The 14,304-nt window shown below is 63.3% G+C and carries 9 protein-coding genes and 1 pseudogene; 4 read left to right on the top strand and 6 right to left on the bottom strand.

What is annotated here, in order from left to right; translation table 11 throughout:
- Window positions 1-57 precede the first annotated feature (57 nt).
- The 4 genes from NTD82_RS04235 to NTD82_RS04220 are packed head-to-tail and all read right to left on the bottom strand — an operon-like array spanning window position 58 to window position 4,993.
- Window positions 58-1,260: an acyl-CoA dehydrogenase family protein gene (locus tag NTD82_RS04235; protein ID WP_262127864.1), complete on the bottom strand. Its 1,203-nt coding sequence runs from the start codon at window positions 1,258-1,260 to the stop codon at window positions 58-60.
- Between the two features lie 46 nt (window positions 1,261-1,306).
- Window positions 1,307-2,359 carry an NADP(H)-dependent aldo-keto reductase gene (locus tag NTD82_RS04230; protein WP_262127863.1) on the bottom strand — a complete coding sequence of 351 codons (1,053 nt, stop codon included), beginning with the start codon at window positions 2,357-2,359 and terminating at the stop codon, window positions 1,307-1,309.
- Between the two features lie 22 nt (window positions 2,360-2,381).
- Window positions 2,382-3,734, bottom strand: coding sequence for an LLM class flavin-dependent oxidoreductase (locus NTD82_RS04225; protein ID WP_262127862.1), 1,353 nt, complete (start codon window positions 3,732-3,734; stop codon window positions 2,382-2,384).
- Window positions 3,731-4,993: an acyl-CoA dehydrogenase gene (locus NTD82_RS04220; protein ID WP_262127861.1), complete on the bottom strand. Its 1,263-nt coding sequence runs from the start codon at window positions 4,991-4,993 to the stop codon at window positions 3,731-3,733. Before NTD82_RS04220 ends, NTD82_RS04225 begins: the two co-directional genes overlap by 4 nt.
- A gap of 539 nt (window positions 4,994-5,532) precedes the next feature.
- Here NTD82_RS04220 and NTD82_RS04215 point away from each other — a divergent pair.
- From NTD82_RS04215 to NTD82_RS04200, 4 genes and pseudogenes are all read left to right on the top strand, one after another.
- A pseudogene (locus NTD82_RS04215) lies at window positions 5,533-7,098 on the top strand (sugar ABC transporter ATP-binding protein).
- A complete protein-coding gene (locus NTD82_RS04210; protein WP_410017025.1) occupies window positions 7,091-8,116 on the top strand; it encodes an ABC transporter permease in 1,026 nt (341 codons plus the stop codon). The pseudogene NTD82_RS04215 and the gene NTD82_RS04210 overlap by 8 nt, the downstream one beginning before the upstream one ends.
- Window positions 8,117-8,148: 32 nt before the next feature.
- The gene (locus NTD82_RS04205) at window positions 8,149-9,198 is read left to right on the top strand and encodes a substrate-binding domain-containing protein (protein WP_262127860.1); all 1,050 of its coding nucleotides are present in this window, start codon (window positions 8,149-8,151) and stop codon (window positions 9,196-9,198) included.
- 375 nt (window positions 9,199-9,573) lie between these two features.
- Window positions 9,574-11,958 (top strand): TonB-dependent receptor plug domain-containing protein, encoded by a 2,385-nt coding sequence (locus tag NTD82_RS04200; protein WP_262127859.1) that lies wholly within the window; start codon window positions 9,574-9,576, stop codon window positions 11,956-11,958.
- Between the two features lie 149 nt (window positions 11,959-12,107).
- On the opposite strand, the gene NTD82_RS04195 is transcribed toward NTD82_RS04200, so the two are convergent.
- Both NTD82_RS04195 and NTD82_RS04190 read right to left on the bottom strand, forming a co-directional pair.
- Window positions 12,108-12,572, bottom strand: a complete 465-nt coding sequence (locus NTD82_RS04195; RefSeq protein WP_262127858.1) for a DUF3574 domain-containing protein — start codon at window positions 12,570-12,572, stop codon at window positions 12,108-12,110.
- A 244-nt stretch (window positions 12,573-12,816) separates the two neighbouring features.
- Entirely contained in the window at window positions 12,817-14,244 is a 1,428-nt protein-coding gene (locus NTD82_RS04190; protein ID WP_262127857.1) for an aldehyde dehydrogenase family protein, read from the bottom strand.
- Between the last annotated feature and the right edge of the window lie 60 nt (window positions 14,245-14,304).

The raw sequence follows: 14,304 nt of genomic DNA, 5'->3' as shown, positions 1-14,304 counted from the left end.
CGGGCGGTCCGCCAGCAATAAGATTCCCTGCCGGCGGCGCCTTGGGTCTATGGCCCTTCAGAACAGCCCGGACGTCGGCGGTGGCGTCCCGCTCAATTGCCAGGCGCCCACCACGGCCGCTTTCCATTGCCGTGGGTTGTGGTTGGCGACGGTACGGGCGTTGCGCCAATGCCGGTCCAGGTTGTGCGTCCGTCCTGTGGTGGACGCGCCGCCCACATCAAAGATCAACTCCGCGGCTTTCAATGCCGACTCGGCAGCAATGTACTGCGCCTGGGCAACATCCACGGCAGCCTGATCCACCACCCGCGGATCCAGCCCGCTGGACCACGCCCGGTCGATCGCCTCGGCAGCGCGCAGGACCACGGCCTCGGCGGTAAAGGCGCGGGCCGACACTTCGCCGACACTGAACTGCACGTACGGATCGTCCACCGAACGGCTGGCCGTGCTGTGCTTGATCGGCCGCGCGTGCTGGTTGGTGAAGCTCACCGCGTCATTCAGCGCGTTGCGGGCAATACCCGCCTGGACCGCGGCCAGGAACAATTGCAGGAACGGCGTGACGATGGTGCGCTTGCCTTCTTCGACGATTCGCGTGCAGATCTCATCGCGATTGACCACCACCCCGCGCAGGTGCGTGGTGCCGCTGGCCGTCAGGCGCTGCCCCATCGCATCGAAGTCGTCGAGCAGTTCCAGGCCCTTGCGGTCGCTGGGAATGATGAAGGTCACCGGCTGGTCATTTTCATCCAGCGCCATCGCGCTGACCCAATCGGCATACAGCGCGCCGGTGCTGTAGAACTTGCTGCCGGTCGCTCGGTAGTGGTCGCCTTCGGCAACGATCCTGGCGCTGATCGTGCCGCTGGCGCCGCCCACTTCCCAGCCGGCGTTGCCGATCACGGCGCCCTGCAGATAACGCGTGAACCAGCGCTCGCGCTCGGCCTCGGCGCCGTCGGCGTTGGAGGCCAGCAGCCCTTCGAGGAATCCGAAGCCCGGACGCAGCGCCTGCGCCACGTTGGAGTCGACCGAGGCGATGCGGATCAGCAAGGCGATCACGTCCTTAACCGATGCGCCGGCACCACCGTGGCTGGCCGGAATACGTGCGGTAAACAGACCGGCCTTGGCGAGCTGGGCCAAGGCCTCGTAAGGCAGTTGCCGGTCGCGTTCACGCTGCGAAGCACCGGCGCCAATCACGGGCAGCAGTTGATCGATACGGGCGTTGAGCTGCTCCAGGGTGACGGTCTGAGGTACGGCGGACACGCTGTTCATGACAGTTCCTTGTTCAAGGTCTCGCGTAAAAAGTGGGGGCGCGCGTTCACGGCGCGGGATTGGGAATTCGCTGATGAATCGCCTGGACCTGCGCCTTTATCTCGTCACTCAGGCTGACGTCCAGCGCACCGAGGTTTTCCCGGAGCTGGGCCAGGCTGGTTTGCCCGGTCAGCGCGCTGGCGACGAAGGGCTTGTCGATGACAAAGGCCAGCGCCAGTTGCGCCGGCGTCAGCCCGTGCTGTCGGGCGATGTCCACATACGCGGCAATGGCCTCCTGCGCGGAGGGGCTGTCATAACGGTTGAACGCCCGATACACCGACGACAGCCGCGATCCTTCGGGGCGCGCGCCATTGAGGTATTTGCCGGTCAGGGCGCCGAAGGCCAGCGGCGAATACGCCAGCAGGCTTACGCCTTCACGGTCACTGAACTCGGACAAACCACCCTCGAACAGTCGGTTGAGCAGGCTGTAGGGGTTCTGCACGCTGACGATGCGCGGCAGCCCCAGCCGCTCGCTCTGCTTGAGGAACTCGGCGACGCCCCACGGCGTCTCGTTGGAGACACCGATGTGTCGGACCTTGCCGGCGCTGACCTGCTCGGCCAGCACGCTGAGCGTTTCTTCGATGGCCACGCTCTCGGCATCGCCCTGATACACGTACTCGCGCTGGCCGAAGGTGGTGGTTTTACGGTCGGGCCAGTGCAACTGGTACACATCCAGATAGTCCGTGCGCAAACGCTCAAGGCTGCCGTCCAGGGCTTCGACGATGTTGCGCCGGTCATGCCGGCTCAGGCCGCCACGGATATGTTGCTGGGTCTGAAGCCCGCCGGACGGTCCGCTGACTTTGCTGGCCAACACCACCTCGGCGCGACGTCCGCTGGCGGCCAGCCAGTTGCCGATGTAACGCTCGGTGGTGCGCCAGGTCTCGGCGCTGGTCGGCGTCGGGTACATCTCGGCGGTGTCGATCAGGTTGATGCCTTCGGCGAGTGCCAGTTCGATTTGCTGGTGGGCGTCGCTTTCGCTGTTCTGATGGCCCCAGGTCAAGGTGCCCAGCCCGAGAACACTCACGTCGATGCCGCTGCGGCCCAATTGGCGATAACGCATGCTGAATCCTTGTCGCCGCTGCTCAGGAGCGCGGGCGGTACTGGTTGACGGGGAACGGCAGGCCAAGGTGCTCGCGCAACGTGCTGCCGGTGTATTCATGACGGAACAGCCCGCGCTTGCGCAGCAGCGGCACGACCTCATCGACAAACGCCTCGACACCGGACGGGAACATGTCCGGCATGATGTTGAAGCCATCGGCGGCATGGGCCAGGAACCACTCGGCGAGCGTATCGGCCACCTGCTCGGGCGTGCCGACCACCAGGCGATGGCCCACCAGGATGCGCCGGGAAAGCTGGCGAACGCTGAGGTTCTCCTGGCGGGCCAGGTTCAGTTGCGCTTCGAGGAAGCCTTGCGAGCCGCGCTCGAAGTCCGCCACCGCACCGATGCGGTCCCACGGCAGCGGCGCATCCGGGTCGAGTTCGCTGGCCGGGATGCCGAACCGACCCGCCACCAGATCGAGCAAGCCGTGCTCGCCATGCCAGGCATTAAGGTCGTCGAAACGTGCCTGGGCCTCGGCTTCGGTGCTGCCGATCACGGTGGACAGCCCCGGCATGATCTTCAGGTGCTCGGGGTTGCGCCCCCAACGCACCGCCCGCTCCTTCATTTCCCGGTAAAACTGCTGGCCGGCGCCCAGCGTCGTCTGGGTGGTGAAAATGGCATCGGCATAGCGTGAACCGAGGGCCTTGCCGCCCTCCGACGAGCCCGCCTGCACCAGCACCGGGCGGCCCTGGGCCGAGCGCGGCACGTTCAGCGGCCCTTTGACCGAGAAATGCTGACCGACGAAATCAATGGCACGGACCTTTCGCGGGTCGGCGAATTGCCCCGTGCGGGCATCGCCGATGATCGCGTCGTCTTCCCAGCTATCCCACAGCTTCAGGGTGACGTCGATGAACTCGTCGGCCCGCGCATAACGGTCGACGTGCAGCGGCGCGCCGCCCAGGCCGAAGTTTTGCGCGGCATCGTCGCTGGCGTTGGTCACCGCGTTCCATGCCGCCCGGCCGCGGCTTACGTGGTCGAGGGAGGCAAAACGGCGGGCGATGTTGTACGGCTCGTTGTAGGTGGTCGCCGCCGTGGCGATCAGGCCGATACGCTGGGTGGCGGCGGCGACCGCGGTCAGCACGATGGCCGGGTCCAGGTGGCCGACCGGCTGGTTGGACACGTCGCCCGCCAGGGCTGACCAGTCGGCGAGAAACACCGCGTCGAGACAGCCACGCTCGGACAGCCGCGCGATGTGCTGGTAATGCTCGATATCCAGGTGAGCCGTGGCGGCGAGTTCGGCTTTACGCCAGGCGCCCAGGTGCGCGCCGAAACCCAGCATGTTCATGCCCAGGCTCATCTGGCCACTACGTTGGTTGCCCCGGTTTGCGCTACTCATACCGCGCTCGCCTCGTCGCGGGCGCCGGTAGTATCGGCGGCTTGCTGGGCAAGCCAGGCGGCATCCGGGGTGACGCCATTCAGGTAGTAGTTGCCCAGCACCCGCTCGCGGTAGATCGCCGGGTTATGCGAGGCCAGCGTGCGGGCATTGCGCCAGTGACGGTCGAAACGCCGGGTTTCACTGGTGGCGGAAGCACCGCCGACTTCGAACAGCAAGGTCGTGGCTTCCAGCACCTGCCCCAGAATGATCTGCTGAACCTGGAAGGTGCGAACTTCCGCTTCGGTGTAATGGTGTTCCTCGGCGTAACCGCCCTGCTCCGCCTCGTACACCTCCTGGACAATCCCGACCACTGCCAGCACCTGGGTTTCGGCCGAATAGGCAAGGCTTGAAAGACGCCCGACAACCCGCTGCACCAGCGGATCGTCCTTGGGGCTGGCATGTCCCGGGAAGCCGAACGCTCGGGTGCGGCCCTTGACGAACTCGGTGGCATCGCGCAGCACCGCATTGGCGATCCCGGCCAGGGCTGCAAGGTGGAACAACTGATAGAACGCGGTGAGGTACGACTCGGCGCGAACCTCGTCTTTCTTGAAGCGGCGGATGATGTGCTGTTCCGGCACCGCTACCGCGGCAAACCGCGTGGTGCCGCTGCCGGTGAGGCGCTGGCCGAAACCGTCCCAGTCATCCACTACCGATACACCTTGGGCATCGGTCGGCACCGCGACGCTGACAAAGTCCTCGCCCTCCAGCGCGACGGCGGCGATCCAGTCCGCGTACAGGGTTCCCGTGCAGTAATACTTCTCGCCATCCAGTTGCCAGCCGGCCGTTGCCGATCCCGCACTGACAGGGCTGAGCGCAACCGAATTGCCGGTGGTGCTGCTGCGCTCAGCCATGGCAGCGCCCCAGAGCTGACCATCGGCCACCTTGGACAACCAATAGTCCTGCGATGCCGGGTCACGGCTGGACAACCGCCCCTCCACGAAACCGAAATGCGCCCGGAAGATCTGCGGCAGGTTGGAGTCCGCTTCTGCGAGTTGAATCAACAGGCGAAAAAGCTGCGGCAGGGTCGCACCCAGTCCGCCTTGTGCGACCGGTACCCGCAGGGCGCCGAAACGGGCTTCACGCAACCACTTGACCGGCTCAAAGGCGAGTTCACGCTGCTGCTCGCGGGCAACGGCGGTGTCGGCAATGCGGGCGAACACGTCGGCAAAGCGCTGATGCAAGTCTGCGTAGGTCGGGTCGGGAGAAAATGTCGAACTCATTGTTTTTTCCTGGTGGGTTCATGTGCCAAGCCGCCCTCACTGGCGACTCAATGCAATACAGCGAATGATGCTGCGCAACCACAAAGTTCAGCGGTTACTACTGGGAGAGGGACAGTTCGATGATGTATTTGAAAAAATCGGAATCACGATCAACTTTATTTTGAAATCACCGTTACCGCTTCACAAAGCAGATTGCAATCAACATGCCACGCGGAAAAAACATGTGCCCACTAGTAGACCAGCGCTTACGCTATAAACAAGGAAAGCTATTTCTTTAAAAACACTCCCGGACAATAAATCATTACGCCCGGATTGAGGCACTAGCGCACTGCCCGACCCTACACGCCTGTCGTTGCACCAACACTTTGTTGCTCAAGTGTTGGCCCCTGAACAGTGAAATTGAAGTTGCGGATGGCTTATAACTAAAAAACTTTTTCTATGCGATCAGGTTAGTTGATTTTGTTTGCGTTAGTGAATTTAATCCCGGAGTCAACTTTTGTAGTCGCGAACTAACCCACCCGTTACCCCGGAATTCCAGCATGACACTTCCAATGGCCGCGCTACCCGAACCGCTTGTCCGGGTACGTGGCCTGAGTAAAACCTTTGCGGCAAACCACGCGCTCGATCAGGTTGATCTACAGATTCTTCCTGGCGAAGTTGTCGCGTTACTGGGCGCCAATGGCGCCGGCAAATCCACCCTGGTCAAGATTCTCGCCGGCAGCCAGCCCCATGACGCCGGCGAACTCTGGGTGCAGGGCCGCTTGCAGCGCTTTGCCTCGCCGCTCGCTGCCCGCAGGGTGGGGATCGTTGCGGTGCACCAGCACGTCAATGACGGTATTGCCCCGGGCTTGAGCGTCGCGGAAAACCTGGTGCTGGACGAACTGTGCCTGCCGCAGGCGCGCTAGTGGGTCAGCCGCAAGCGCCTGGCCGCGCGGGCCGCTGTTATCGCCGCCGGGCTGGAGCTGGACCTGCCGTTGCACGCGCCCATCGAGCGTCTCGGCCAGGCCGAACGCCAGCTTGTGATCCTGGCCAGGGCCCTCGCCTTGCAGCCACGATTATTGATTCTCGACGAACCCACCGCGGCGCTCTCGGACACCGAAGCGCAGCGCCTGTTTGCCCTGATCGACCGGCTGCGCGAACGCGGCGTGGCGATTCTGTACATCTCCCATCGGCTGTCCGACTTGCAGCGTGTTGCCCAACGCCTGGTGGTCCTGCGCGACGGCCGGCTGGCCGGCGAGTTCGCGGCGGCGCAACTGCCTGACGCGATTCAGGCCATGCTCGGCGAAGCAATCGAAACCCGCCCCTTCGTTCCAAGGGCACCGGGCCGCGAGGTGCTGAGCCTGCGCGGCGCCCGCGTTGCGGCGCACACCGCGCCCTTTGATCTGACCCTGCATGAACATCAGGTGGTTGCCATCACCGGGCTGCTCGGCGCGGGCAAAAGCGAAATCGCCGAGCTGCTGTTCGGCCTGCGCCGCCCGGCGAGCGGAACCCTGCAACTGGATGGCGTCACCTGGCACCCGGACTCACCCCGCCAGGCGATTCGCGCCGGGGTGTTCTACGCCGCTGAAGACCGTGCCAACGGTTCGCTGGTCCCCGGCTTTTCAGTGCGCAAGACCCTGACCCTGCCTTTCCTGGAGCGCTTCACCCGCGCCGGATTTATCAACGCCCGCGCCGAAGCCGCATCGGTCGAGGAGCACGTGACGGCGCTGGGAATCAAGACCGCTGGCATCGACCTGCCGATGGAGGCGCTGTCCGGCGGCAACCAGCAGAAGGTCATCCTCGGTCGCTGGCTGCTGGGCGGCGCCCGCGTGCTGATCCTCGACGAGCCCTTCCAGGGCGTCGATGTCCGCGCCCGCCGCGATATCGGCCAACTGTTGCGTGAAAGCGCCGAAGGCCGGGCAACGCTGGTGATCTGCGCCGATATCGACGAAGCCCTGGACATCGCCGACCACATTCTGGTGGTGCGCAACTTTGCGGTGGTCGCGCAGTACCCCCGCGCCGAACTGTCGCGCGCCGCGCTGGTGGCGCAATTGGCCCGCAACGAAGTTGAAGCACTGCCGGTTGTTGCATCCCCTACATCGCCAAGGAGTACCGCGAGTGTCTGATTCGCTTTCCCCGTCGCCCAGCGCGCCGGCCCCGTGCCAGCGTGGGCTGGACATACTGATTCGCTACGGCCTGCTACTGGTGCTGGCGGTGATCGTCATCGTGTTCAGCGTTGCCGAGCCCGCGTTCATGCGGGTGAACAACCTGTTCCTGATCCTGCAGTCGGTGTCGATCGTCGCCTTGCTGGCCCTCGGGGTGACCTTGACCATGGCCGTCGGCGGCCTGGACTTGTCCATCGGAGCCGTTGCCGCCATGAGCCTGATGATCGCCAGCTATGTGATGGTGGTGCTGGAGTGGGACGCGCTGTCTGCCATCGTCATCAGCCTCGCGGGCGGCGCCTTGGTCGGTCTGCTGAACGGCTGGTTGATCGTCAAACTGCGCATCCCCGACATCCTGGCGACCTTGGGCAGCATGTTCCTGATTATCGGCGTGCAGTTGATCCCTACCGGCGGGCGCTCGATCGCCGTGGGCATGACCCTGCCCAATGGCCGCGAAACCGAGGGTGAATTCAGCGCGGTGTTTCTCGCCATCGGGCGTGGCCGGCTGTGGGACACCGTGCCGATTCCGGTAGTGATCATGGCGCTGGTGGCACTTGCCGTCTGGCTGTTTCTGGAGCGCACGCGGATCGGGCGGCTGTTCTACGCCATCGGCGGCAACGAACAGGCCGCGCGCCTGGCCGGGGCGCCGGTGCAGCGCTACAAACTGCTGGCCTACGTGCTGTCGGCACTGCTGGCATCCGCAGGCGGACTGTTGCTGGCCGCCCGCCTCGGACGCGGTGATGTCAGTTCCGGCAACGGCCTGGTGCTCGACGCCCTGGGCGCCGCGCTGATCGGCTTTGCCGTGCTCGGCGCGAAAAAGCCCAACGCCTTCGGCACCCTGGCCGGCGCCTTGCTGGTGGCCACCCTGCTCAATGGCCTGAGCATGCTCAACGCGCCTTATTACGCACAGGATTTCGTCAAGGGCCTGGTCCTGGTACTGGCCCTGATCTTCACCTTCGGTCTGGCCCATCGGGCGCGCTGAAACCGGATTTCATCTACCCGCAAGGACCCTCTATGCACCCTTTGTTCAAAGACGCTGTTCGTTACCTGACCGTGGGCTTGCTCGGTCTGGCCTGGCAGGCCCAGGCTGCGGCGCTGCCGGGCGCCCCCGCGCCGTTCAATGAGGGCAAGGTGCAGATCGCGTTGGTCGGCTACCTGTTTTCCGGGGATTTCCCTGAAGCCTACCTGCAAGGTGTCGAGAAACAGGCGGCGTCGCTGGGCGTGACGCTGCGGGTGTTTGATGCCCGGCAACAAGCCTCGCGGCAACGGGAACTGATCGAGCAGGCGATCGATCTCGGGGTCGATGGGATCATCGTGCAACTGGGGCTGCCCGAAACCCTCGGCGACGCGGTCGACAAGGCCATCGCCAAGGGCATCAAGGTCGTGGCGTTCGACGTGGACCTGAACAATCCCAAGGTCACCCAGATCGAGCAGGACCACCATGCGCTGGCCCGCCTGGCGCTGGACAAGGCCCTTGCCGACAACGGCTCGACCTTCAATGCCGGCTACGTCTATATCAGCGGTTTCACCCCGATGGAGCGTCGCGACGAGGTCTGGCGCCAGGTCAGGCAGGACAACCCCGGCGTGGTGGAAAAAGCCCGCTTCGGCACGCTCAACCCGCCGATTGCAAACTCGGTGGCCGACCAGGCCAGTGCCGTGCTCAGGGCCAACCCGGACATCAGCGTGATCTTCGCCCCCTTCGACGAGTTCGCCAAAGGCGCGAAGATCGCCGTGGACGAAGCGGGACTGGGGTCGCAGGTGAAAATCTACAGTGCCGATATTTCCACGGCCGACATCCAGATCATGAAAGAGCCCGGCAGCGCCTGGGTCGCTACCGCCGCCGTCAATCCGCAGGTGGCCGGCGCGGTCAGCGTGCGCAGCCTGGCCATGCTGATTGCCGGTGAAAATCCCGGACCACGCCTGCTGGTGCCGCCAACATTGATTACCCGTCAGCAGTTATTGGACCTGGATGTAAAGAACGTTCGGGACCTGGCAAAGAAACTGCCGGCGTTTGGCGACGTCGGGGGCATTGCCCATCCGTCGTGGATACCCAAGGACAACTAGTAAGCGCGTTATCGAACAAACCAAACCCCGCAAACTTGCAACGTTCAACTTGAAAGTCCTGTTGCACTACCGACACTACTGTTGCCTGCGCGACAGTATGTGTTGAAGGCCGGTCATTATTAGTTGCGGGTTCTAATTAGTGCGGAAAACGTTCTTTGGCATATACCCCGTATTTAGGTAACGTTTTAATCCTCAACTTTACGCGACACCTGATTGCCTTTGCGTGTGCCTGCGCAGGTGTTGCGTAACTGTTGTAAAGCCCCGCCGAATCATAAGTTCAAATCAATAATACAAAGTGCAACACCGTGTCCGGCTATCGACAGCGTTAACGTTGCGCGCCATGACGGCCCTCGCACTAATACAAGGAGCTGTTTCATGCATCACCGCCTTTCAATGCTCGCTGTCGCTGTCGTGTCGGCATTGACTCAAATGAACGTTCACGCCGATGAATCCACGGGGGCCGTGGATGATACGAAACGGCTGGATACCGTGCTGGTGACCGGTACGCGTGGCACTGCGCGCACCGTGCTCGATTCGCCCGTGCCAGTGGATGTGCTGACCGCACAAGACCTCAAGGCCACGGGTGCCAGCAACGGCGAACTGGGCCAGGCCCTGCAGACCTTGCTGCCGTCGTTCAGCATGCCGCGCCAGTCGAACTCCGGCGGCGCCGACCACATCCGGGCCGCGCAACTGCGTGGCATGAGCCCCGACCAGGTGCTGGTGCTAGTCAATGGCAAGCGCCGTCACACCTCGGCGCTGGTCAGCGATTCATCGAAAACCGGTCGCGGCACCGCGCCGGTCGACTTCAACTCCATTCCCATCAGCGCGATCAAGCGCATCGAAGTGCTGCGCGACGGCGCCGGCGCGCAATATGGCTCCGACGCCATCGCCGGGGTGATCAACATCATTCTCGATGACGCGCCAGAAGGCGGTGAAGTCTCCAGCACCTTCGGCGCCTACCACACGCACCAGGACGCCATCGACAAAACCACCACCGACGGCCAGAACACCATCACCACGGCCAAGATCGGCACCCGCCTGGGCGAGGATGGCGGCTTCATTCGCGGCGGCGCCGAATACAAGGACCGCAACCCGACCGAGCGCGCCGGCTTCGACGGCTTCGCCGACACGCCGGGCCAGATCAACTATGCCAAGGGCGACGGATCGGCGCGGGACGTCAACCTGTGGTTCAACGGTGCGCTGCCGATCGGCGAGGCCAAGGCGTATTCCTTCGGTACGTTCAACGAACGCCACACCACCGGCGCGCAGTTCTACCGCTACCCCTACGAGCAACCGCAGTTCTATCCCAATGGCTACCTTCCCCAGTCCCTCGGCACCAACAAGGACCTCTCCGCCACTGCGGGGATCAAAGGCCTGATCGGTGAAGACTGGGACTTCGACAGCAGCATCACCCACGGCCGCAACCACTTTGATTCAGCCGCGCGGCGCACCCTCAACGTCAGCCTCGGCGCGGACTCGCCCACCCGCTTCGACACCGGCCAATACGAGCTGCGCCAGACCACGGCCAACTTCGACTTCAGCCGTGAACTGCGCATCGCCAACCGCCCCTTCGTGTTCGCCGCGGGCGCCGAATACCGCTACGAGAACTACCTGACCACCGCGGGCGACGCGGCGTCCTACACCGGCAGTGGCGCGGACGGCGCCAACGGCCTGCGTCCTGATGAAGAGGCCGATCTGGACCGCAATGTGTTCGGCACCTATGCCGAGCTTTCCGCCGACCTGACCGACCGGCTGTTCGTCGATGCTGCCACACGCTGGGAACGCTACGACGATGCCGGCAGCAAACTGACCGGCAAGCTCAGCGGGCGCTATCGCCTCACTGAAAACTGGGCATTGCGCGGCGCGGTGTCGAACAACTTCCGCGCGCCGTCGCTGGCACAGGTCGGCTTCCAGCACACCACCAGCAACTTCGGCGACGGTGGCACGCTCACCGATGTGCAGGTGCTCTCGGTCAATGATCCGATCGCCCAGGCACTGGGCGCTCAAGCGCTGGTCCCGGAAACCTCGAAGAACTTCAGCCTGGGCCTGACCGCGCAGTTGAGCGAGCGTTTCGATGCGTCGCTGGACATCTTCCATATCGCCGTGAAAGACCGCATCACCCTGTCCCAGCGCATCGGCAGCGACGCCCTCGAACAGTTCATCAACAACCAGTTTGGTGTGACGGGCGTGCACGACGTCAACTTCTTCACCAACGCCGCCGACACCCGCACCAATGGCGCGGAACTGGTGCTCAACTATCACCAGCCGCTGTTGGAGGGGGAACTGGGCATTACCACGGCCTATACCTACAACGACACCAAGGTCGTCAAAACCAAGGGCACCCCGTCGCAACTCACCGCGCTGGGCATTGGCAACGATGCGCTGGTAGGTGTCGAGGAGCGCAACACCCTGACCGACGCCGCGCCCAAGGACCGCTTCATCCTCTCGGCCAACTGGACCAGCCAGCACTGGGGATTGCTGGGCCGCCTGACCCGCCATGGCAAGACCACCCGAGTGTTCGACTTCGGCGACTCGCAGCCCCAGCAGACTTACGGCACCGACTGGCAACTGGATGCGGAAGTGCAATACAAGTTCACCCCGACCTTCGATGTCACCGTGGGCGCCAACAACCTCACCGACCAATACCCGGAGCGCTCCAACAACGACATCAACTACGGCGGAAACTTGCCCCATGACGTACTGTCGCCGCTGGGTAGCAACGGCGCGTATTACTACGCGAAGGTGACATACGGTTTCTAGAATGGGTATCCGCGCCGCTCGCCCCTACATTTTTGCCATGGTGCATTACACCCCCTTGTAGGAGCGAGCTTGCTCGCGAAGCGCCGCATAAGCGGCGCTCGCTCTTGAGAACCCAGAAAAACTATCGACTAAATATCCGGCAACTTCAATCAGAATGAAATCTGCGCAGGCTGCGACACCTTCAGCACAGAAAGATCGCCAGTCACCCGCTTCCAGGCAAGACGAATCGCTTCGATGCGTTCGGCATTCTGCGCATTGTCTTCATGCAACTTCACAATCACCTTGGTCAACAGCCGCTCAGGTTCCTTCGCGCCTTGGTCACGCCATTGCCCATAGGCATCCAGAACACTGAAACCCGCAGGAAAGCGCGGCGTCACTTCAGTATCGAGAAAAGCCTGCCACTGCGCGGGACTGATGACCTCCTGGGCTCCGCCCCCGACTCGCCCCAGCGAGAAATACAACTCCGTGCGCAACCACTTCGCCTCTGCCGGCCGGGTCGGGTCACCTTGCAGGGTCGAACTGGCCGGATCCTTGGTGTGGACGGAAGGGAGTGGCGCGCTGGCACAACCCGTCAATGCAATTAAAACCGAGGCCAGCACAATGCGTTGAAACATGAAACTTCCTTATTGAAATTTAATGGCAACACACTATAGAGGCGGCACTTGGCGGTTCAAAATAACTAATTCAAAGGTAACTAGACTGCCTTGTTCGCTACAAACTTTGGCGCAACTTGAAAATATTCAAGTTCAGTTAATGGGCCTGTTTCGCAAATGGTCACCAGGCGGCTTGAGAGCGAGCGCCGGCAAGCCGGCTCCCACAAGGGTTGCAGCGCGCCTGTGGGAGTTGGCTTGCCAACGATCAGTTGCCCCAGCCAACCACACCCTTGATTTCAAGGAAGTCGTGGATGCCCCAGCCCGCGTATTCACGGCCGTTGCCCGACTGCTTGTAACCACCGAACGGCGCAAAAGTGTCCCAGTTCGGGTAATTCAGGTACACCGACCCAGCACGCATGCGCCCCGCCACGCGGCGAGCATGTTCGCTATCGGTCGACTGCACGTAGGCCGCCAGGCCGTAGACGGTGTCGTTGGCGATTTCGATGGCCTGCTCTTCGTTTTCGTAGGGAATGATCGACAGCACGGGGCCGAAGATTTCTTCGCGAGCGATGGTCATCTGCGGCGTTACGTTGCCGAACACGGTGGGCCGCACGTAGTAACCCTTTTCCAGGCCCTCGGGACGGCCCAGACCACCCGCCACCAGGGTTGCGCCTTCGTCGATGCCGGTGGCGATCAGGCCCTGAATCTTCGCGAACTGCGCTTCACTGATAACCGGGCCGAGGTTGGTACTGGCCTCCAGCGGGCTGCCGGTCACCAGTTGCTCGGCGGTCTGCCGGGCAATTTCCAGGGCGCGGGCATGTTGCGCAGCCGGCACCAGCATGCGGGTCGGCGCATCGCACGATTGCCCGGAGTTGGAGAAGCAGCCCTGAACGCCCTTGGCTACCGCCACGTCGAAATCGGCATCTTCAAGCAGGATGTTCGCCGACTTGCCGCCCAGTTCCTGGGCCACGCGCTTGACCGTGTCGGCCGCCACCTTGGCGACGCTGATGCCGGCGCGGGTCGAGCCGGTGAACGACACCATGTCGACCTTCGGGTGGCTCGCCAGGTGCTGGCCGACGCCAGGCCCGGTGCCGTTGAGCAGGTTGAACACCCCGGCCGGAACACCCGCCTCGTGCAGGATCTCGGCGAAGATAATCCCGGTCAGCGGCGCGATTTCGCTGGGCTTGAGCACCACGGTGCAGCCGGCGGCGATGGCCGGCGCGACCTTGCAGACGATCTGGTTCAGCGGCCAGTTCCAGGGGGTGATCAGGGCACACACGCCAATCGCTTCGCGGACCACCCGGGTGCTGCCATGGGACTCGCTGAACGTGAAGTTTTCCAGGGCGCTGATGGTCGATTCCAGGTGCGCGCGGCCGCTCCAGATCTGCGCGTCACGGGCGAAATGCAGCGGCGCGCCCATCTCCTGGCTCACGGCCTTGACCAGGTCTTCGTAGCGCAGGTTGTAAACCCGCAGGATCTCCTTGAGCAGTGCCAGACGTTCGCTGACGCTGGTCACCGAAAACGCCGGAAAGGTCTTGGCCGCGGCGCTGACCGCGTCGTCGACGTCCGCCGCGTTGCCCACGGAAATGGTGGTGAAGGCCTGTTCGGTGGACGGGTCGATGACCTCCAGGGTGTTGCCGGAGCGGGCATCGGTCCATTGGCCGTCGATGTAGAACTTGAGCGCATTGTTCATGGTTTTTCTCGTTTGGCTGGGACGCCGGGTGAGGACAACGCCCTCACCCGGGTGAATGGG

Origin of the sequence: Pseudomonas sp. 5P_5.1_Bac1 (assembly GCF_025466015.1) — a bacterium.
GTDB lineage: Bacteria > Pseudomonadota > Gammaproteobacteria > Pseudomonadales > Pseudomonadaceae > Aquipseudomonas.
This window is presented reverse-complemented; position numbering and strand designations above follow the sequence as displayed.